Source organism: Dietzia sp. Die43 (assembly GCF_024519835.1).
GTDB classification, from domain to species: Bacteria; Actinomycetota; Actinomycetes; order Mycobacteriales; family Mycobacteriaceae; genus Dietzia; species Dietzia kunjamensis.
Genome location: NZ_JALJRF010000008.1, coordinates 115,730 through 134,068, shown reverse-complemented (window position 1 = coordinate 134,068; position 18,339 = coordinate 115,730). Strand labels below are relative to the sequence as shown.

The 18,339-nt window shown below is 71.0% G+C and carries 25 protein-coding genes and 1 tRNA gene; 20 read left to right on the top strand and 6 right to left on the bottom strand.

Annotated features, from left to right (window positions below; genetic code table 11):
* Positions 1 to 228: 228 nt before the first annotated feature.
* From NR111_RS08775 to NR111_RS08745, 7 genes are all read left to right on the top strand, one after another.
* Positions 229 to 486: a type B 50S ribosomal protein L31 gene (locus NR111_RS08775; protein ID WP_067713246.1), complete on the top strand. Its 258-nt coding sequence runs from the start codon at positions 229 to 231 to the stop codon at positions 484 to 486.
* A gap of 53 nt (positions 487 to 539) precedes the next feature.
* Complete coding sequence (gene rpmF, locus NR111_RS08770) at positions 540 to 710, top strand: 50S ribosomal protein L32 (RefSeq protein ID WP_067713249.1); 171 nt, start codon at positions 540 to 542, stop codon at positions 708 to 710.
* 193 nt (positions 711 to 903) lie between these two features.
* Positions 904 to 1,587, top strand: a complete 684-nt coding sequence (locus NR111_RS08765; RefSeq protein WP_069388691.1) for a response regulator transcription factor — start codon at positions 904 to 906, stop codon at positions 1,585 to 1,587.
* Positions 1,587 to 2,978, top strand: a complete 1,392-nt coding sequence (locus tag NR111_RS08760) for a HAMP domain-containing sensor histidine kinase (protein ID WP_163376479.1) — start codon at positions 1,587 to 1,589, stop codon at positions 2,976 to 2,978. Before NR111_RS08765 ends, NR111_RS08760 begins: the two co-directional genes overlap by 1 nt.
* Before the next feature lie 61 nt (positions 2,979 to 3,039).
* Positions 3,040 to 4,491 carry a S1C family serine protease gene (locus tag NR111_RS08755; RefSeq protein ID WP_256820595.1) on the top strand — a complete coding sequence of 484 codons (1,452 nt, stop codon included), beginning with the start codon at positions 3,040 to 3,042 and terminating at the stop codon, positions 4,489 to 4,491.
* A 53-nt stretch (positions 4,492 to 4,544) separates the two neighbouring features.
* Positions 4,545 to 5,063, top strand: coding sequence for a molybdenum cofactor biosynthesis protein B (locus NR111_RS08750; RefSeq protein WP_200841576.1), 519 nt, complete (start codon positions 4,545 to 4,547; stop codon positions 5,061 to 5,063).
* Between the two features lie 14 nt (positions 5,064 to 5,077).
* Complete coding sequence (locus NR111_RS08745) at positions 5,078 to 5,209, top strand: hypothetical protein (RefSeq protein WP_256820594.1); 132 nt, start codon at positions 5,078 to 5,080, stop codon at positions 5,207 to 5,209.
* A gap of 92 nt (positions 5,210 to 5,301) precedes the next feature.
* Here NR111_RS08745 and mscL read toward each other — a convergent pair whose 3' ends face one another.
* From mscL to NR111_RS08725, 4 genes are all read right to left on the bottom strand, one after another.
* Complete coding sequence (gene mscL, locus NR111_RS08740; RefSeq protein WP_185950214.1) at positions 5,302 to 5,730, bottom strand: large conductance mechanosensitive channel protein MscL; 429 nt, start codon at positions 5,728 to 5,730, stop codon at positions 5,302 to 5,304.
* A gap of 79 nt (positions 5,731 to 5,809) precedes the next feature.
* The gene (locus NR111_RS08735) at positions 5,810 to 6,259 is read right to left on the bottom strand and encodes a hypothetical protein (protein WP_256820593.1); all 450 of its coding nucleotides are present in this window, start codon (positions 6,257 to 6,259) and stop codon (positions 5,810 to 5,812) included.
* 244 nt (positions 6,260 to 6,503) lie between these two features.
* Entirely contained in the window at positions 6,504 to 6,884 is a 381-nt protein-coding gene (locus NR111_RS08730) for an FmdB family zinc ribbon protein (RefSeq protein WP_256820592.1), read from the bottom strand.
* A 38-nt stretch (positions 6,885 to 6,922) separates the two neighbouring features.
* Positions 6,923 to 7,615, bottom strand: a complete 693-nt coding sequence (locus NR111_RS08725) for a 5-formyltetrahydrofolate cyclo-ligase (protein WP_256820591.1) — start codon at positions 7,613 to 7,615, stop codon at positions 6,923 to 6,925.
* Here NR111_RS08725 and NR111_RS08720 point away from each other — a divergent pair.
* From NR111_RS08720 to NR111_RS08700, 5 genes are all read left to right on the top strand, one after another.
* Positions 7,614 to 8,513 carry a UTP--glucose-1-phosphate uridylyltransferase gene (locus NR111_RS08720; protein ID WP_256820590.1) on the top strand — a complete coding sequence of 300 codons (900 nt, stop codon included), beginning with the start codon at positions 7,614 to 7,616 and terminating at the stop codon, positions 8,511 to 8,513. The genes NR111_RS08725 and NR111_RS08720 overlap by 2 nt on opposite strands.
* A gap of 64 nt (positions 8,514 to 8,577) precedes the next feature.
* Positions 8,578 to 9,837 carry a gephyrin-like molybdotransferase Glp gene (gene glp, locus NR111_RS08715; RefSeq protein ID WP_067713280.1) on the top strand — a complete coding sequence of 420 codons (1,260 nt, stop codon included), beginning with the start codon at positions 8,578 to 8,580 and terminating at the stop codon, positions 9,835 to 9,837.
* A 13-nt stretch (positions 9,838 to 9,850) separates the two neighbouring features.
* Positions 9,851 to 10,519 (top strand): GNAT family N-acetyltransferase, encoded by a 669-nt coding sequence (locus tag NR111_RS08710; RefSeq protein WP_154828326.1) that lies wholly within the window; start codon positions 9,851 to 9,853, stop codon positions 10,517 to 10,519.
* A gap of 132 nt (positions 10,520 to 10,651) precedes the next feature.
* On the top strand, positions 10,652 to 11,893 hold the full coding sequence (gene glpR, locus NR111_RS08705) for a gephyrin-like molybdotransferase receptor GlpR (protein ID WP_132061604.1): 1,242 nt from the start codon (positions 10,652 to 10,654) through the stop codon (positions 11,891 to 11,893).
* Positions 11,894 to 12,006: 113 nt separating this feature from the next.
* Positions 12,007 to 12,079, top strand: a tRNA-Ala gene (locus NR111_RS08700).
* A 33-nt stretch (positions 12,080 to 12,112) separates the two neighbouring features.
* Here NR111_RS08700 and NR111_RS08695 read toward each other — a convergent pair.
* Both NR111_RS08695 and NR111_RS08690 read right to left on the bottom strand, forming a co-directional pair.
* Entirely contained in the window at positions 12,113 to 13,261 is a 1,149-nt protein-coding gene (locus NR111_RS08695; RefSeq protein WP_256820589.1) for a site-specific integrase, read from the bottom strand.
* 3 nt (positions 13,262 to 13,264) lie between these two features.
* The gene (locus NR111_RS08690; RefSeq protein ID WP_256820588.1) at positions 13,265 to 13,693 is read right to left on the bottom strand and encodes a helix-turn-helix domain-containing protein; all 429 of its coding nucleotides are present in this window, start codon (positions 13,691 to 13,693) and stop codon (positions 13,265 to 13,267) included.
* Positions 13,694 to 13,827: 134 nt separating this feature from the next.
* Between NR111_RS08690 and NR111_RS08685 the strand changes: the two genes are divergently transcribed.
* The 8 genes from NR111_RS08685 (at position 13,828) to NR111_RS08650 (ending at position 18,339) form a co-directional block, all read left to right on the top strand.
* On the top strand, positions 13,828 to 14,004 hold the full coding sequence (locus NR111_RS08685) for an AlpA family transcriptional regulator (protein ID WP_256820587.1): 177 nt from the start codon (positions 13,828 to 13,830) through the stop codon (positions 14,002 to 14,004).
* A complete protein-coding gene (locus NR111_RS08680) occupies positions 14,001 to 15,287 on the top strand; it encodes an AAA family ATPase (protein WP_256820586.1) in 1,287 nt (428 codons plus the stop codon). Before NR111_RS08685 ends, NR111_RS08680 begins: the two co-directional genes overlap by 4 nt.
* A 179-nt stretch (positions 15,288 to 15,466) precedes the next feature.
* On the top strand, positions 15,467 to 15,781 hold the full coding sequence (locus NR111_RS08675) for a hypothetical protein (protein WP_256820585.1): 315 nt from the start codon (positions 15,467 to 15,469) through the stop codon (positions 15,779 to 15,781).
* Positions 15,778 to 16,107 carry a hypothetical protein gene (locus NR111_RS08670; RefSeq protein WP_256820584.1) on the top strand — a complete coding sequence of 110 codons (330 nt, stop codon included), beginning with the start codon at positions 15,778 to 15,780 and terminating at the stop codon, positions 16,105 to 16,107. Before NR111_RS08675 ends, NR111_RS08670 begins: the two co-directional genes overlap by 4 nt.
* The gene (locus NR111_RS08665; protein WP_256820583.1) at positions 16,097 to 16,267 is read left to right on the top strand and encodes a hypothetical protein; all 171 of its coding nucleotides are present in this window, start codon (positions 16,097 to 16,099) and stop codon (positions 16,265 to 16,267) included. The genes NR111_RS08670 and NR111_RS08665 overlap by 11 nt, the downstream gene beginning before the upstream one ends.
* Positions 16,264 to 16,605, top strand: coding sequence for a WhiB family transcriptional regulator (locus NR111_RS08660; RefSeq protein ID WP_256820582.1), 342 nt, complete (start codon positions 16,264 to 16,266; stop codon positions 16,603 to 16,605). The genes NR111_RS08665 and NR111_RS08660 overlap by 4 nt, the downstream gene beginning before the upstream one ends.
* Before the next feature lie 313 nt (positions 16,606 to 16,918).
* A complete protein-coding gene (locus NR111_RS08655; RefSeq protein WP_256820581.1) occupies positions 16,919 to 17,794 on the top strand; it encodes a phage major capsid protein in 876 nt (291 codons plus the stop codon).
* A gap of 212 nt (positions 17,795 to 18,006) precedes the next feature.
* Positions 18,007 to 18,339 carry a hypothetical protein gene (locus tag NR111_RS08650; protein WP_256820580.1) on the top strand — a complete coding sequence of 111 codons (333 nt, stop codon included), beginning with the start codon at positions 18,007 to 18,009 and terminating at the stop codon, positions 18,337 to 18,339.

The following is an 18,339-nucleotide window of genomic DNA, read 5'->3' as shown; positions in this document are numbered from 1 at the left end:
GACCGCGTGAAACGGTAATCGGCACGTCAGTGGGCATAAAGGCGGCCGCACCGGCTCCGGCGGCCGGATGTCCGCGGCGCACGAATTGGGTGCCCGGCCATCCTACGGGTACGATCTACCGATGCGTGTGCTGACACCGGGATCCCCGGTTCGGCCACTGGCAATTGCGCGCTCTTGCAGGAGCGAGCGCCAGACCCACAGACTTCTACCGAGCTAGAGGGATCCAGTATGAAGAACGACATTCACCCCGACTACCACCCGGTGGTCTTCCAGGACTCGGGCACGGGCACCAAGTTCCTCACCCGTTCCACCGCGACCAGCAGCCGCACTGTCGAGTGGGAGGACGGTCAGACGTACCCGCTCATCGTCGTGGACGTGACCAGCGAGTCGCACCCGTTCTGGACCGGCGCGCAGCGCGTCATGGACACCGCCGGCCGCGTCGAGAAGTTCCAGCGTCGCTACGGCAACCGCACCCGCCGCAAGTGAGCAGCGGGGCGTCCGCGCCCCGACCACCCTCCTAGACCCCGAGGACGATAATCATGGCAGTTCCGAAGCGCCGCCTCTCGCGTGCCAACACCCACTCCCGCCGGTCCCAGTGGAAGGCCGACAACGTCGCCCTCCAGGAGACCAAGATCGACGGCCGCCCCGTGGCGCTGCCGCGTCGTCTGGTCAAGGCCGCTCAGCTCGGCCTGGTCAACCTCGACCGCTGAGCCGCGTCGGCTGCCGCCCCCGGGGCGCAGCTGAGCACGGCGGCGCCGCGGGCGCCGCACGCACACGCCCGGTCACGAGCCCGGCGGGTCCACACGGACCCGTCGGGCTCGTCGGCGTCTGCGGCGCGCGTGGCGGCGGCCCTCCGGGGCGGATCCTCAGCCGCGCTTCAGTCGGGTGGGCGAGAATCCCGTCATGAAGATTCTCGTTGTCGACGACGACCAGGCCGTGCGCGAATCGCTCCGGCGCTCCCTGACTTTCAACGGCTACGACGTGGAGCTCGCCGGCGATGGCATCGAGGCGATCGAGAGGGTCGACACCAACCGGCCCGACGCGGTCATCCTCGACGTGATGATGCCCCGTCGGGACGGGCTCGAGGTGTGCCGGATCCTGCGCAGCAGGGGGGACGACCTGCCGGTGCTCATGCTCACCGCGAGGGACGCCGTCTCCGAGCGGGTCGCTGGTCTGGACGCGGGGGCCGACGACTACCTGCCCAAACCCTTCGCGTTGGAGGAACTCCTCGCCCGCCTGCGGGCTCTGCTGCGTCGTCGCGGCACGGACGCCGAGGAGGTCGACGAGGTGCTGGAGTTCGAGGACCTGCGGATGGATATCGCGACCCGCGAGGTCACCCGCGGCGAGCGCCGGATCCAGCTGACCCGCACCGAGTTCTCCCTGCTCGAGCTCCTCATGCACCACCCACGCCGGGTCCTCACCCGGAGCCACATCCTCGAGGAGGTGTGGGGCTACGACTTCCCGACCTCGGGTAACGCTCTCGAGGTCTACATCGGCTACCTACGGCGTAAGACGGAAGGGGAGGGTGAGAGCCGGTTGATCCACACCGTGCGCGGTGTGGGTTACGTGCTGCGCGAGACGCCGTAGTGCCCGCCCGCACGATGCGGACGGGGTCCGCACCGATCTCCCTGCACCAGCGGGTGACGCTGCTGGCGGCGAGCTCGGTGGGTGTCGCGGTGGCCCTCATGGCCGTCGCGGCGTACTTCGTCGTGTCGGGGTCGATGTACAGCGATGTCAACAACCGCCTGCAGCAGCAGGCCGACCAGTTGGTCAACAGCCAACTCGCCTCCGAGTTCGCCCTGCAGTCGCGCAGCACGCTGATCGCACTGCGGGCGTTCAACCCGAACCTGGACGCGCAGATCGTCGCTCCCTCCGGGGTGCGCACCGCGACCGGGGAACCCTTCCAGATCGGTGGCCCGGAGATCGCGGTCGTGCGCGGCGAGGCCGAGTCGAGCCTGCGTACCTCCGGGGGCAAGCAGATCTACGCGGTCGGGGTCCGAGACGGCTCGACCCTCATCCTGGCCCAGGACCTCAGCCCCACCCGGGCTGCGTTGAACCGTCTGGCGATCGTGCTCACGCTCGTCGGGGCAGCGGGCATCGCCCTGGCCGCGGTGGCCGGGACGGCCGTCGGCCGCACCGGGTTGGCGCCGGTGGCCCGGCTGACCAGGGCCGTGGAACGCATCGCCCGCACCGATGATCTGCGGCCGATCCCCGTGGCCGGTGACGACGAGATCGCCCGCCTGACGAGCAGTTTCAACCAGATGCTCGTCGCGCTGGGGGAGAGCCGGGAGAGACAGGCGCGGCTCGTCGCGGACGCCGGGCACGAACTCAAGACGCCCCTGACGAGTCTGCGGACGAACGTCGAGTTGCTCATCGCGGCCAGTCGCCCCGGCGCACGGACGATCCCCGACGCCGACCGGAACGAACTCGAGGCAGACGTCGTGGGGCAGATCTCGGAACTCAGTCAGCTCGTCGGGGATCTGGTCGAGCTCGCCCGGGAGGACTCCGGCGAGGTCGAGCTGGAGCCGGTGGCCGTCTCCGACGCGGTCGAACGGGCCCTCGAGCGGGTCCGGCGTCGCCGACACGACGTGGACTTCGACGTCGAGTTGATGCCGTGGTACTCCTTCGGCGATTCGGCCGGGATCGAGCGGGCGGTGCTGAACGTGTGCGACAACGCGGCCAAGTGGAGTCCCGCCGGCGGGACGGTGACGGTGCGGATGCGGCCCGTCTCCGACGCGGTGATGGAACTGACGGTCGCCGACCAGGGGCCCGGCATTCCCGAACAGGACCGCGAGTTGGTCTTCGAACGGTTCCACCGCTCGCACGAGGCGCGCGCGATGCCGGGGTCGGGTCTGGGGCTGGCCATCGTCCGACAGGTCACGACCCGACACGGTGGAACCGTCGAGATCAGCGACGCCGAGGGCGGCGGCGCACTGGTGCGGGTGACCATCCCCGGAAGCGAGCAGCCGCCCGGGTGAGTCCCGGGATGGCGCGCACCGTCTCAGCGGGCACACAGCGCCATCGGGAACCATGGGCCTCATGGAGAACGAGAACGAGAACGGCCGGGGCAGGGGCGAACCCGGGTCCCCGGACGAGTGGGCCGGCAGATCGGGTGCCGGTCTCGGAGGACCCGCACACGGACCCTCCGGCCAGAACCCCTACGCCGCCGAGAATCCCTACGGCATGGCCCAGGGGTGGGGTGGAACCGATCGGCCCACCACGGCCTTCCCCGCTCAGCACCCCGCACAGCACCCCGCACAGGCGCAGGCGCAGGGGCAGCACCCCGCACAGGGGCAGGCGCAGGGGCACGCCGGACCGTGGCGACCCACGGACGCCATACCCCCCTCCGACGCCATGCCCCCCTCGGGCCCGCCGCCCCACCCCGGGGCCGGGCCGGGTGTCGATCCTGGGACGCCGCCGGGACAACGGAAGTCGGGCCGGGGCCTGCTCGCGGCCGGCATCGTGGCCGCCATGCTCGTCTCGGGTGGGCTCGGTGGGTGGATCGGTGCGACGGTCGCCGGTGGATCCGCGGCGGGGTTGTCCTCGCCCATCAGCGCGACCCAACCCGAGGGGACGGCGCCCGACGGCACCGTCGAGGCGGTGGCGGACAAGGTGCTGCCGAGCGTCGTGTCGATCGACGTGCGTTCCCAGACGGGCCGCGGCGAGGGGTCCGGGGTGGTGTTGACCGCCGACGGCCTCATCATCACCAACAGCCACGTCATCGGCGCAGCTCAGGCCGGGGGCCAGATCCAGGTGCGCTTCGACGACGGCTCCAAGGCTCCCGCCAGCGTCGTCGGCACGGACCCGGCCACCGACATCGCGGTCATCAAGGCGGAGACCTCCCGCCCGCTCACCCCCATCGCCCTGGGCACCTCGGCGACGTTGACCGAGGGACAGGCCGTGGCCGCGGTGGGGTCGCCACTGGGGTTGTCGGGCACCGTCACGACCGGCATCGTCTCCGCGCTGAACCGCCCGGTGCGGGCCGGCGGCGCCCAGTCGGACCAGAGCACGGTGATCGACGCCATCCAGACCGATGCAGCCGTGAACCCGGGCAACTCGGGCGGCGCGTTGGTCAACATGAACGGCGAACTGGTCGGGATCAACTCGGCCATCGCGTCGTTGGGATCGGGCAATTCGGGATCGATCGGCCTGGGCTTCGCCATCCCGGTGGACCAGGCCCGGCGGATCGCCGACCAGCTGATCAAGCAGCAGTACGCGACCCGCGCGGTGCTCGGGGTCTCGGTCAGCGACTCGCCGGAGGGCGACGGCGCGCTGGTGCGTGCCGTCGAGCCGGGTGGGCCCGCCGAGCGCGCGGGGATCGAGCAGGGCGCGGTCATCACCGGGGTGGGGGAACGGCTCATCGAGGGCGGCGACGCGCTCGTCGCGGCCATCCGGTCCCAGGCACCGGGGGACACGGTGACCGTCACCTATGCTTCTCGTGAGGGCGATTCGCCGAACACCGTAGACGTGATGCTGGGAGAGGCCAGATGAGCACCAGATTTGACCCGCGGGCTCTGCCCGGAGGCCGCAAGCTCCCCACTGGTATGGACTTCGACCCCGCGGCCGTCGAGCCGGTCGAGCCGCAGATCGCCGGGCGCGCCATGGTCGTGGTGGTGACCGACCGCCTCAACGAGCGGGAGGACTCGATCGGCCCCCTGGTCACCGAGCTCCTCGAGGAGGAGGGGTTCCTCGTCGGCGGTGTCGTGGGTGTGGCGTCCGACGAGGCGGAGGTCCGCAAGGCCCTCGAGACGGCGGTGGTCGGTGGATTCGACTTCGTCGTGACCGTGGGGGGCACCGGGGTCGGTCCCCGGGACATCACGCCCGAGGTCACCGAGGAGATCCTCGACCAGCGCCTGCCCGGCATCGCCGAGGCCATCCGGTCGTCGGGTCTCACGGCCGGCGCGGTCGACTCGATCGTCTCTCGCGGTTACGTGGGGGTGTCCGGCAGCACGGTGGTCGCCAACCTCGCGCCGAGCCGCGCGGCCATCCGCGACGGGATGGCGACCCTGTGTCCGCTGGTCTCGTACGTGGTGGCGCAGCTGTCCGCCTTCGACGAACTGTGACGGATCCGCGGCCGGTGGACAGGGCGCGCCTCGACGAGGTGTTCGGGGAGACCCTGCCCGAGACGACCTCTGATGAGGCGCGCACCGCGGACAGTCGGATCGACGACGACTGGTGGCGCGATCAGCGCCCGCCGCACCACGGCTGACTCCACGGCGATGCAGCGCCACTGCCGGCAGACGCCGACGCCCCGTCGGCCATGACGGCGCCGACGGGACGTGGGACGTGGACCGGGGTTGATCAGGCGTTGCTCGACGGGCTGTCCGGCTCGGACGGGTGCGTGAGCGGGCGGCCGGCGAGCAGGTCGCGGATCTCCACGAGGAGGTCGTTGTCCGAGGCGGGGGCCTCGATGCCCTTGCGCTTGGCGGCGGCCTCCTTCATCTTGTTCATCGGCCCGACCAGGACGAAGTAGATGATGGCCGCGATCAGCAGGAAGTTGATGATCGCGGTGATGAGCATCCCGAAGTCCATGACGGTCTCGGGGTTGCCCTCCAGGAGCTGGACGGCGAACCCGATCTCGCGGTCCCCACCGAGCAGCGCGATCAGCGGGTTGATGATCGCGCTGGTGAACGCGTCGACGATGGAGGCGAACGCGGTGCCGATCACGACGGCGACCGCCAGATCGATCACGTTGCCCTGCATGATGAATTCCTTGAAACCCTTGAGCATTCGTGGCGCCCCTTTCCCAGACGGGTCTTCTTACCGGATCCGGTGACGATACCAGCCGGCCGTGCCGTTTCAGGGCATCTCAACCGTGGACCACGACGGCCAGCGGGGTCCCGGCGGCCGTCGCGGCGAGGCGGGCGGCGTCGGCCGCGGGGACCTCGACGAGGAGGGATCGCGCGCCCGACCGTCCCACGGGGGCGTCCCGTACCCGGGCGGCGTGGGCGACGAGCGCGGGTGTCTGCCCCGGGGCGAGTTCGGTGGTGCCGACGAGATCGACCAGGTCGCCGGGCCGGAGCAGATCGGCCACGGTCGGGTCGGCGAGCGGGACGGGCACCACCCGGACCGGCCCGCGAGCGGGATCGTCGCCGGGTCCCGCGGCGGCGGCCGGGGCGGTGAGCTCCGCCGGGTCCGGGGCGCCGGATCGGTCCACGAACGGGGCGGCCACGACGAGCGCGGCCGCGAGCCCGATCCGAACCGCGCGGCGCCGCCGCCACCGCCCGGGCGTGGTCACCGAGGCGATGGTGCGGCGCATGGGGTCCCCCGTCGGTCGGTGCGCTCGACTCGAGCGCCGGGTCGGTGGGCGCCGGGCGGGCCGGTGCCGTTCGATCAGACCGTAGCGGCGCGGCGGGGCGGCCATGCCGCCCCGGAGGCGCGGAGGTGCGGCGCTTGTGGAGACGGCCGGGGGTGTGGATAACCGCGCGGGGAAAGCCGGCGGGCGGTACCCCGGCCGGGGGCGGCGGTGACGCGGCCGGTGACGACGACGGTGACGGTGCCGGTTACGACGACGACGAGGTCGACGACCCCGAGGAGGAGCCCGAACCGGTGGATGCGCCGGAGCCGGAGGCCGAGCCGGATCCCGAAGAGCCGGATCCCGAGGAGCCGGACGTCGAGGAGCCGCTGTCCGACGAGCCGGAGCCCGAGGAGCTGCTGCCGGACGAACTGCCGCCCGATCCCTTGCCGGCCGAGCCGCTATCGCCGGAGGCCCGGCTGTCGGTGCGGTAGAAGCCGGAGCCCTTGAAGACGACGCCGACCGTGTTGAAGAGCTTGCGCAGGGTGCCGTCGCACCGGGGGCAGACCGTCAGCGAGTCCTCGTCGAAGGACTGCTGGATGTCGAAGGCGACGTCGCAGTCGCGGCACCGGTAGGAGTAGGTTGGCATCTGGCCTCCCGAGGAGTATCGGACAACGATTTGGCACTCTACTCTGGCGAGTGCCAAGTTCCGAAGTCGAGAACCGCCTCCGGGGTGATGACGCCGTCGACCGGCCGGTCGTGAGGCTCTGCGGGGACGTGGTCGACGACGTTCTCGGCGTCCAGCAGCGCGAGCATCCTCGTGTGCGGGCCGGTCAACGCGAGGGACCGGTCGTAGTAGCCACCGCCCCGGCCGAGCCGGTTCCCGGACCGGTCCACGGCGACGGCGGGGACGAGGACGAGATCGGCACCCGAGATGAACTCCGGCCCGGCGGGCGGTGCCGACGGGACGGGGATACCGAAACGTCCCGGCACCAGGTCCGCCGGCCCCGCGTACGCCGCCCATTCCAACGGGCCGACCACCGGCGAGACAGGCAGGAACACCCGCGCACCGCACCGGGTGATTTCCTCGGCCAGACCCCGTCCGCCGGCCTCGTCGTCGTCGGGGACGTACGCGCAGACCACCATCCCGGCGGTGACGACGCCCCCCAGGCGCCCGAGGATCCTCCGGTCGCGCTCGGCGCGCACCGGCGCCGGTACCGCGGCCCGACGATCGAGGACCTCGCGGCGCAACCGCGTCTTGGCGACCGGGAGCGCGACGGTCTCGTCGGTGCGATCGGGCCGGTCGGACTGCATGACCCCAGTCTGCCGCGCGTGGCGCCACCCCGAGCGGGCGGGTGCGAGGTCTAAGGTGGTCGCCATGACGTCCAGTACCTCTGTCGACCCGCAGTTCCGGACCGCCGTCGTGCCGGCGGCCGGCCTGGGGACCAGGTTCCTGCCCGCCACCAAGACGGTGCCCAAGGAACTGCTTCCGGTCGTGGACACCCCGGGCATCGAGCTCATCGCCGAGGAGGCGACCGAGGCCGGCGCCGGGCGGCTCGCGATCGTCACCTCCGAGCGCAAGGTCGGCGTGATGGCGCACTTCTCCGAGGACCAGGTCCTCGAGGACACGCTGTCCGACCGCGGCAAGGACGTCCTGCTGCACAAGGTCCAGCGCGCCCCCGGGCTCATCGAGGTCGTGGACGTGCGCCAGGACGAGCCGCTGGGGCTCGGTCACGCGGTCGCACAGGTGGAGTCGGTGCTCGGCGACGAGGAGCAGGCGGTGGCCGTACTACTGCCGGACGACCTCGTCCTGCCGTTCGGGATCCTCGGCCGGATGTCGGCGGTCCGCGCGGCGCGCGGCGGCAGCGTGCTGTGCGCGTTCGAGGTGGATCCGGAGGACGTGTCGTCCTACGGCGTGTTCCGGGTCGAGGACACCGATGACCCGTCGGTGAAGAAGGTGCTCGGCATGGTCGAGAAGCCCGCCGCCGAGGACGCTCCGTCCAACCTCGCCGCGGCCGGGCGGTACGTGCTCGACCGGGCGATCTTCGACGCGCTGCGCCGGATCGAGCCGGGTGCCGGAGGCGAGCTCCAGCTCACCGACGCGATCGACCTGCTCATCGGCGAGGGACACCCCGTGCACGTGGTGGTCCACGACGGTACGCGGCACGACCTGGGCAACCCGGGCGGCTACATCAAGGCCTGCGTGGACTTCGCGCTGGACAACCCGGCGTACGCGGACGATCTCCGCGAGTGGCTCTCGGACCGACTGGGTTCCTGACGAGCACCGTAGGTGAGGCGGGCCCGCTCGGCGGGCGGTGACTGGTACGGGAAGGGGACACTGGGTGCGCTCCGTCGAGGAACAGCTGGCGCTGGTGACGGCGGCCGCGGTCGCCCCGCGCCCGGTCCGTGTGGCGATCTCCGAGGCGCAAGGCTTGTTGTGCGCCGAGGAGGTCGTCGCGGAACGGCCGCTGCCGGCGTTCGACCAGGCCGCCATCGACGGGTACGCGGTGCGCAGCGTCGACGTGCGCGCCGGCGGGTCCACCGCCCAGGGCGGGGACGGCCCGGCCGGACCGGCGACACTGCCCGTGGTCGGTCAGATCACCGCCGGATCCCGCCAGCCGACCCGCCTCCAGCCCGGCCAGACCGTCCGGGTGGACACCGGCGCGCCGCTGCCCACGCTCGCGGACGCGGTCCTGCCGATCGGATGGGCCACCGCCGACGGGCGTCACATCACCCCCTCCCGCGCCGTCCGCACCGGGGACTACGTCCGACGGGTCGGCGACGACGTGCAGCCCGGGGACGTGGCGGTGCGCGCGGGCAGCATCATCGGACCGGCGCAGGTCGGCCTGCTCGCCTCGGTCGGGCGCGCGAAGGTATTGGTGCACCCCAAGCCGCGGATGGCGGTCATCTCCGTCGGCGACGAACTCGTCGACGTCGACGGCCGGCCCGGCACCGGACAGGTCTACGACGTCAACTCCTACGCCCTCACCGCGGCCGGCCGGGACGCCGGCGCCGACGTCCACCGCGTGGGCATCGCCAGTACCGAACCGTCCCGCCTGCGCGAGGTCCTCGAGGGTCAACTCGTGCGCAGCGAGCTCGTCGTGGTCTCGGGCGCCGCCGGCGGTGAGGCGACCACCCGCATCCGCCAGGTCATGGCCGAGCTCGGCCAGATCGAGGTCAACCGGGTGGCGATGCATCCCGGGTCGGTCCAGGGGTTCGGGCGGCTCGGACGCGACGAGGTCCCCACCTTCCTCCTGCCGTCCAACCCGGTGAGCGCCCTGGTGGTCTTCGAGATCATGGTCCGCCCACTCATCCGGATCGCCCTCGGCAAGCGCCAGCCCATGCGCCGCACCGTCCGCGCACGGACCGTCGCGCCGATCTCGTCGGTCGAGGGTCGGCGCGGCTACCTGCGCGGACAACTGATGCGCGACACCGACACCGGGGAGTACCTGGTCCGCGCCCTCGGCGGCGCCCAGGGGTCGTCCACCCACCTGCTGGCCTCGCTGGCGGAGGCGAACTGCCTCGTCGTGATAGACCCCGGCGTCACCGCGGTGCGTACGGGTGACGAGGTCGACGTGATGTTCCTCGCCCAGCGCGGGTGACCGGGCCGGCGACGTGAGCGGACCGTGGAGCGCGTTCGCCGCCGACACGGTGACCCGCCCCGGGTGGCCGATCGAGGCCGGGCCGGTGCGGGTGCGCGCAGGGGTCGTGACCCTCCGCCCGGTCCGCCGCCGCGACGCCCGGGACTGGGCGGCGCTGCGGTTGTTCGAGCGGGACCACCTCGAACCGTGGGAGCCCACCGTCGAGGGGCGCTGGCACGAGAACAACTCCGCGCGCGCCTGGCCCCCCATCCACGCCCAGCTCAAGCGTTACGCCCGCGCCGGCGCGAGCCTGCCCGCCGCCATCGAGTTGGACGGCCGCTTCTGCGGGCAGCTCACCGTGGGCGGGATCGTCCGCGGCGCGCTGCACTCCGGCTGGATCGGCTACTGGGTGGGGCGACCCTTCCTCGGTGGCGGGGTGGCCACCGCCGCCCTGGCGCTGGGGGTCGACCACGCATTGGGCCCGGGAGCGCTACACCGGGTCGATGCCACCGTCCGGCCGGAGAACACCGCCAGCCGCGTGGTGCTGGACCGGTGCGGTTTCCGCGAGGAGGGACTGCTCCGACGCTACCTCCACGTCGACGGTGCGTGGCGCGATCACCTCCTCGTGGCGAGGACCCGCGAGGAGCACGGGCGGGGCGCCGTCGCGGCTCTCGTGGAGGCGGGTCTGGCGCGACGCGTGTGACCGCGCGTCTGAGTATGTCCTGAGCATCGTGACCTGCGGCGCGCCGTCACTGGACGGGGCTCGGGCCCCGATACGGTTGGGACCTCACCACGACGTCCCGTGTCGGGGTAGACGCTCGAGGAGGCCTGATCGATGTCGAGCTCGCTGCTGATCATCCTGCTGGTGGTGGTCTGGCTGTTCGTCCTCGCGCCGATGCTCATCCGGTCGCGGAATCCCATCCGCCGCACCGGTGACGCACTGGCCCAGACGCGCACGCTCTACTCCGGCGGTTCCGGCCGTCTGGTACCGAGTCGTGGCCGTGCCGCCGCCGACCCGGTCCAGGCCGAGGACGAGGACTCCCTCTTCGGTCTACCCTCCGGGGCGGGCGCGACGGACGCCGAGTTGCTCGACACCGAGACGTGGGAGCACCTGCTCGAGCAGACCCTGCGCCGTGAGGCCGCCGGCCGCCGGGGCGAGGCCGTCCGCCGGGCGATGGAGGAGCGGCGCGCCGCGGTGGCAGGGGACCCGGCCGCCGAGGAGGTCACCTCCGAGATCCCGGCTGTCCCCGTTGTCGACGAGCACGACCCGGCCAGGGCGGTCGCAGGGGTGGACGAGCGGTCCGCCTCGGCCGTGGGCGCCCGGGTCGGCGACCTCCGCTCGAACGGCGTGGGTTCGAATGGCGTGGGCGCGGCGGCCGCGGACTCGGACGTGTCGGGCGCGGAGGCGGACGACGAGACCCGGCGACCGGTGGTCGTCGACGGCGAGCTCGTCGAGGGCACGGCGGGGGAGCGGACCGCGGCTCGGACCGATCACGCCGAGGACGCCGCGGGCATCGACGAGGAGGCCGTGCTCACCCATCGTGGGCGCCGACGCCCGGCCGAGCCCGAGGTCGAGCTCACCGACGCCGATCTGAGCTTCGCCGAGCGGCGTCGCGGGCGCGGGGCCTACGACCCGATGGCGGACCGCGAGGCCGCCGAGCAGCGGGCCCACGCGCGCCAGCGCACCGCGCTCATCCTCGTGGCGTTGTCCGTCGTCACCGTGATCGCCGCGCTGCTCACCGTGCCCGCCGTTTGGTGGTTCGCCGGAGGCTCCGTCCTGCTGCTCGCCGCCTACCTGACCTACCTTCGCCGCCAGGTCAAGCTCGAGGAGAGCCTGCGCCGGCGCCGCATCGAGAGGATGCGTCGCGCCCGGCTCGGTGTGGAGTCCCGCGAGGACGACGAGCTGTCCGTCGTGCCGCCCCGCCTGCGGCGTCCCGGTGCGGTCGTGCTGGAGATCGACGACGAGGACCCGGCGTTCGACGTCCTCGATACGTTCGACGATCACCTGGACTCCGACCCCGGGCACCACGATCACCGGCGTCGGCAGCACGCACCGCTGCGGCGCGCGGTGGGGTGATCGACGGCCCGGTTTGGTCGGGGGGCCGACCATCCTGGTAAGGTGTTCCACGCTGCTCGAGAGGGCGGCACCGTCACCCGCGAGGGGGACATCGTCGCCCGCGAGGGCGGCGAGGGGCTATAGCGCAGTTGGTAGCGCGTCTCGTTCGCATCGAGAAGGTCAGGGGTTCGATTCCCCTTAGCTCCACCCAAGTACCGCAAGGTCAGAGGCCGTTTCCGCTCAGGCGGGGACGGCCTTTTCGCTTTCCGTGGACACACTTTGGACACGGAATGTCCCGATGGACGCGGCCCTGGCCTCATCCAGCCGCGCGGCCACCGCCTCCAGGTCGTCCGGGAACAGGTCCGCGTAGGTGTCCAGGGTCATGGCGGCCGACGCGTGGCCCAGCATGGTCTGGACGGCCTTCACGTTGGCCCCGGCGGAGATCGCCAGGGAGGCGGCGGTGTGCCGGAGGTCGTGCGGCGTCACCTCCGGGAAGTCCGGATCATCGAACCGCGCGGCCATCACGGCCGGGAGGAACACCCGCCGTCGCCAGTTGTTCAGGCGGATCACCGCCCCACCGGAGCCGGTGAACACCAGGGCATGCCGGGACCGGCCGACCATGAGCGCGGCCAGGTCATCGGCCAGGAACGCGGGGAAGGGGACCGTCCGGCGCTCCGAGGTCTTCCCCGGCGTCCACTCCATGCCTGCGCCGGTCTCCGTGACCGACCGTTGGACCATGACGCGGCGGCGGAGCATGTCCACGTTCGCCACCGTGAGCGCCGCCGCCTCCCCGAACCGTAGGCCGGTGTAGGCCAGGAACCGGACCAGGGCGGCGTCGTCGGCCTCCAGGCGTCCCGCCAGGGCCTCTACTTGCGCGTGGGACAGGTACCCGCGCGCCCGGTGCTGGCGGCGGGGGACACGGACGTCGGCGGCGGGATTGCTGGCTAGGTGTCCGTCCTCCAGGGCCACGGCCAGCACCTGGCGGAGGACTCCGGTGGCCCTCTCCATGGTGGCCACACCGACACCGGCGGCGGCCATCTCCGTCACCCACGTCCGCACCGCTGACGGCTTCACCTTGCCCACGGGGGCCTCTGCCCAGCGCGGGGCCACGTGGGTCCTCCAGGCGGACAGGTTCGTCTCCCGGGTCTTCGCCGCCAGGCCCGCCAGACCTGACTCCCACCGGGCGGCCACGCTGGCCACGGTGACCCGTCCGGCCGACGGGGCGACGTATGCGCCGGTGGACTTGGAGTGCTCCGTGGAGGTGGCGAAGGCAGAGGCGTCCCGCTTCGTGGTGAACCCCCGCTTGCGCGTGGTCTTACCCTCCGGGGTCCGGTAGCGGACTTCCCAGCGTTCCCCGCTGGCGGTGGCGTAGCGCGTGATCGTGGCCATGGGTCAGTCCTCCTCATCGTCTTCCGGGGTGGCGGACGGCCGGTGGAACTCCACCTGGTCGCCGGGGATCTTCATGGCCGGGGCTACCGGCCGGTGTTGAGTGACCCAGTTCCACACCGATTCTGGGGTGACCTCATCGTCCACACCGGTGACCTTCGTGGCCCCCTCCCAGCCGTCCCGGCCCGGAAGGGGCACCAGGAGGGCGACGGGGGAGCAGTCCAGCGCCAGGCACAACACCATGAGGTCGTCCACGGTCACGGCGCGCTCACACTTCTCCATGCGCCGGATCCCGATGGGTGGGACGTCGTGGCCACGCTCTGTCAGGGCGGCGGCCAGGTCCGCCTGGGACATCCCCCGGAGGGTGCGCAACGTGCGGATATTCGCCGCCACGGTCTGAGCCGTGGGGCCGGGGTCCTTCTTCGTTTGAGCCATGGTGAAAACAATAACGAACTATCGCGGGACAAAAAAGGCTTGCGCAGTGAATGACAAGCGCGTAGTTCTGGATGCAGGGGAAGGCAGAACTGAGCGAAAGAGGGACAATAATGAGCGCATACCGTGAGCGGCCAATGAGTGCCAGGGAGGTGTCGGAGGCCACCGGGATCCCCGTAGGCACCCTGGCCTTCTGGCGGCACCAGGGCCGGGGTCCGGCCTACATGAAGTTTGGCAAGTCCGTTCGGTACGACCCGTCCACGCTCTGGGCGTGGATCGACGCCCAGGCCAAGGATCCGGAGGCGGTGGCGTGATTAAGTACGACTACTCACGGGCTATCGCGCTCCGCCAGGCGGAGGCCGACGCCGCCCAGCGCAACGCGGAGGCCAAGGCCACCGCCCTGGGACTACGGGGTGGATACAGGCCCCGCACCCACGAGGAGCGGGTCCGTGAGGAGACCGCACGCCGTAAGGCCAACGATGAGGTGAGTCGTGCGCTGGCGGCGGAGGAGGCCACCCTCATCGGTGCGATCACTCCGGAGGTCAAGGGTCTGGACGTGATGCTGGAGGAGCCAGACGACCCGGTGGTCTATCGAGTCTCCGGGCTGTGGCCGGTCGGTGGCCGAGTGGTCCTGGCAGCCCAGTACAAGGCGGGCAAAACGACCGTGGTCCAGAACCTGGCCCGCGCCCTGGCCGACGGGACGACGTTCCTGGGTCATCCAGTCCAGGGTCCGCTGAAAGTGGCGGTGATCGACACGGAAATGGATGAGGCAATGCTTCGCCGCCAGTTCCGCACCCAGGGGGTCAAGCACCCCGAGAACATCGGAGTGGTGCCCATGCGCGGGGCGGCGGGGACGTTCGACCTGACCAGTTCCCACGTCCGGGCTATGTGGGCCTCCCGCCTCCAGGGGTTCGACGTGGTGATCCTGGACTGTCTCCGCCCGGTGCTGGATGGGATCGGGCTGGATGAGGACAGGGAGGTCGGGAAGTTCCTCCGGGGCTTCGATGCCCTTCTGAAGGAGATGGCCCCCGAGGACGCCACCCACGCCGTAGAGGGTGTGGTGGTCCATCACGCGGGCCATAACGGGGAACGTGCCCGTGGGTCGTCGGTGATCCTGGACTGGCCGGACGCCAACTGGCGTCTCTCACGTGAGAACAAGGACGACCCGCGATCGGATCGGTTCTTCTCCGCCTACGGGCGGAGCGTGGACGAAGGGGAGCGCCAGATCCTCATGGACGCCCGGGGCCGGTTGGACCTGTCGGTCACCGGTGAGAGTCGCGCCCAGGTCCGTCGGTCCGCCATCGAGCGGGCTATGTCCGACTTCTTCCGCACCCACGAGGGGCAGGTCGGCAAGACGGAGACCGTGGAGGCCCTCCACCGGCTGACGGGCAAGGCCCGGGCGGTGATCCGGAAGACGGTGGAGACCGCCATGGAAGACGGCCGTCTTCAGGTGGAGGCCAAGGGGGCGGCGCGTCTGTTGTCCCTGTCTCCCGAGTTCGCGGCCCGGGAGGCGGAGTCCGATCTGGAGGCCGCCGCCATCCCGCCCGCCGACACCCCTGGAGGGGCCGACCGGGGCATGTTCCACCGCCCGGCATAGGGGTGTTTGCCGTTCTGCCGCCGTTTGCCGTTGTGCGGCGGCAAACCCCGTGAGTATCTGCCGCCGCCTTATAGGGCGGCAGAACGGCAAATAGAAGAAGAAGCAGGTCAACCGCTGGATACGTCCGGCAGATAGAACCTCCGGTGCATGAGGCGGCGGAGGAATCGAGAGGAAGCACGATGCAACTGTTCAACGAAGGGGACTGGGTCGCCATCGGCACCGCCGACGGCCAGTGTCCCGTGGGAGTGGTGGAGGCGGCGACCGACGTGGCCGTCCGCGTGGCCCTGGTGTCCGCGCTGACAGGGGAGCGCATGGGGCGGTCCCTGGTCGTCCCGGTTGCCCGGATCGTGGACTGTGAGGTCCTCACTGGGCCACCGCTTCACCGCGACTACCCGAGGGCCTACCCGGCCGTGGATATCGACATGCTGTGGCACTTCCAACGGGCGTTCCAGGGCCAGCACCAGGACGCTGTGGATGCGGGGTGGCGACGATGAGCCGCCGACGTCTCCGCATCACGGAGATCCCACCGAAGCCCTACGTGGCACGGATCCCGGAGGACCACCGGTACACCCCACCGCCGACCGACCCGGCGGAGGATCCCCGCCAGCGGAGTGTCACGTGGCCGGGGATGCCCTCCGGGATCCTGTCCTTCGGACAGGCCCTCCTGGTATTCGCCAACACGATCCAGGAGGGCCTGGAGGCGTGGCGGTGGAACTTCCCGGAGTCTGCCGCCGTCCACGACGGCGTCACTGTAACGGAGGCCGGCGTGGTCCCACTGGACCAGCCCTACCAACTCGAAGGAGAAGACGATGGACGCTGACTGGAACGCTGACGACGCCCTCCCTCCAGGGTTCACCGTGGAGGGTTCCAACGGCCCGGCGGTTGTGCGCGCCTTCTGGGAGAAGGCCACGAACGTCCTGGGAGAACTCCAGCGGGAAGCGGACTCCCACCGGAATCTCTATCCGGAGGATGACCAGTGAGCCGCACGGGTGCCCCGTCGGCCACGTTCGCCTACCTCCTGGACCCTCCAGGCCAGTGGACGGCGGAGGCCGCCTGTGCGGGTCATGCGCCGCTTCACGACCCGCCAGGCAGCATCACGGACAAGGGCGCGGCGCTACAGGCCCGCCTGGACCATGCCACGGCGGTGTGTCGGTCCTGCCCGGTCTTGGCCCAGTGTCGGGCGTGGACGGAGGCCACGCCCCGGGCGAAGGTCGCCGGTGTCCTGGCGGGGACCTTCTTCCCGGTGCTGGGGCCTGGCGACCCCGGATACCACGCGCGGGGGACCACGTTTCCGATGGCGGAGAAGTCCGCCGCGTGAGAACTAGACGTCCGTAGAGGACGCGGCGTAAAGTCGGAAGTGTTCCACCGATGGGAACACGTGGTGTGTGTGGCTGGCGGCCGGTAGCGGGGCAGGTGCCCCGTCCGCCGTCACCACCTTCCACACCGGCGCACTAGATGACTCGAACCGCCGACCATCGGAACCCAGGGGCAGGTGCCCCGCCTCGACGGGCAGATCCCGAGCGGGACCAGCAGTAATCGCCGCCCTCCACAGCGGTAAAGGCAGGACGCCTCCCACGTGGTGGTCGATGGCGGCGGTCCCGTTTGTCATCCATCCTCTGAAAGGGGCAATCATGCCTTTCCTACTCGCTGACCCCGGTAACCGTGGACTCCTGAAGGAGTTCGGTGTCGGTCTCATCCAGGCCATCGAACGCGACTCCGTCGCCTTCCAGGTGGCCACCACCATCACGTCCAACTCCTACCGCGTACAGATCCCGCGCCTGGCCGGTCACACGTCGGCCGCGTGGGTGTCCGAACTGGAGGAGATCCCCCAGTCCGCGCTGGACGTGGAAACCGACGACGTCATCCTGGCGAAGGTGGCCGGGCTGGCGACGATCTCGAATGAGGCGGTCTACTCCCAGACCCAGGACCTGGTCAACCTCCACGGCTCCGACCTCCGCCAGCAGATCGTCCGCCAGATCGACACCGCGTTCTTCACCGCGAAGGCGGTGGGGTCGAAGGCTCCCCAGGGTCTGGCCGACCGGACCGACCTGGAGGTCCTGCCCGTCGGTCCGCTGACGAACCTGGATCCGATCTACGCAGCCATCTCCCACCTGAACGGGTCGCCTGACGGGCTGGTAGCGGACAGCATCACGATGCACCCCGCCGACCTCCTGAAGGTCCGGCAACTGAAGGAGGCCAGCGGATCCCAGAAGGGCCTGGTGGAACTGGACGTCTCGAACGGGACGCCTGGCCTGGACGGGAAGGCCAACATCGTGGGACGGCTGGCTGGCCTGGAGTTGCGGACCAGCCCCTACATGCCGGAGGGCACCATCTGGGTCACCGCCCGTCGTGGTCTGGTCACCGTGCGGACCGGGGAGGCGGAGGTCGTGGCATCCACGGACGCGGCGTTCTCGAAGGACGCCACGATGGTCCGCGCGAAGATGGGCGTCGCCTTCGGCGTGGCCAGCCCGGACTCCGCTATCGCGCTGGATATCACCACCCCGTGATGAGCACCCGCGCTGACGACGTGACGCCTCCGTCGTCGGCGCGGGCTACCACGCCTGACCGGGGAGAACGACGAGACCCAGGGGAGGGTCCCCTCCCCCCACGGCACCGGCTTACGGCTAGGCATTGCACGCCAGGCCGTGAGCATTGCAACGCAGACCCCCAGGGGTACTGGATCCGCCGGAGACCCCGGCATCACACAAGGAGTACCGAGATGGCCGCGATGACACCGGGCCGGAAGTTGGTCCGCCGACTCCGCACTGACCTGGCTGAAGGGCTGGAGTTCTCCGCCGCCGAGGAGGCCACACTGGCGAAGGTGGAGGCGGCGGAGAACCGGCTCCACACCCTCCGGGCCGTCCTGGAGACTGTTCTGGCCGACGGGTCCCGATCCTCCCGGCGTGTGGTCGAACTTGCCGGTGAAGTCCGGCAGACCGAAGCGGCGGTGGAGAAGATGGTCGCCTCCATCGGCCTGGAGGAGGAGACGGTCGGTAAGTCCGTCCGTCACCAGCGAGCCGCCCGCGCGCGGTGGAATCGGGAGGGCCGCTGA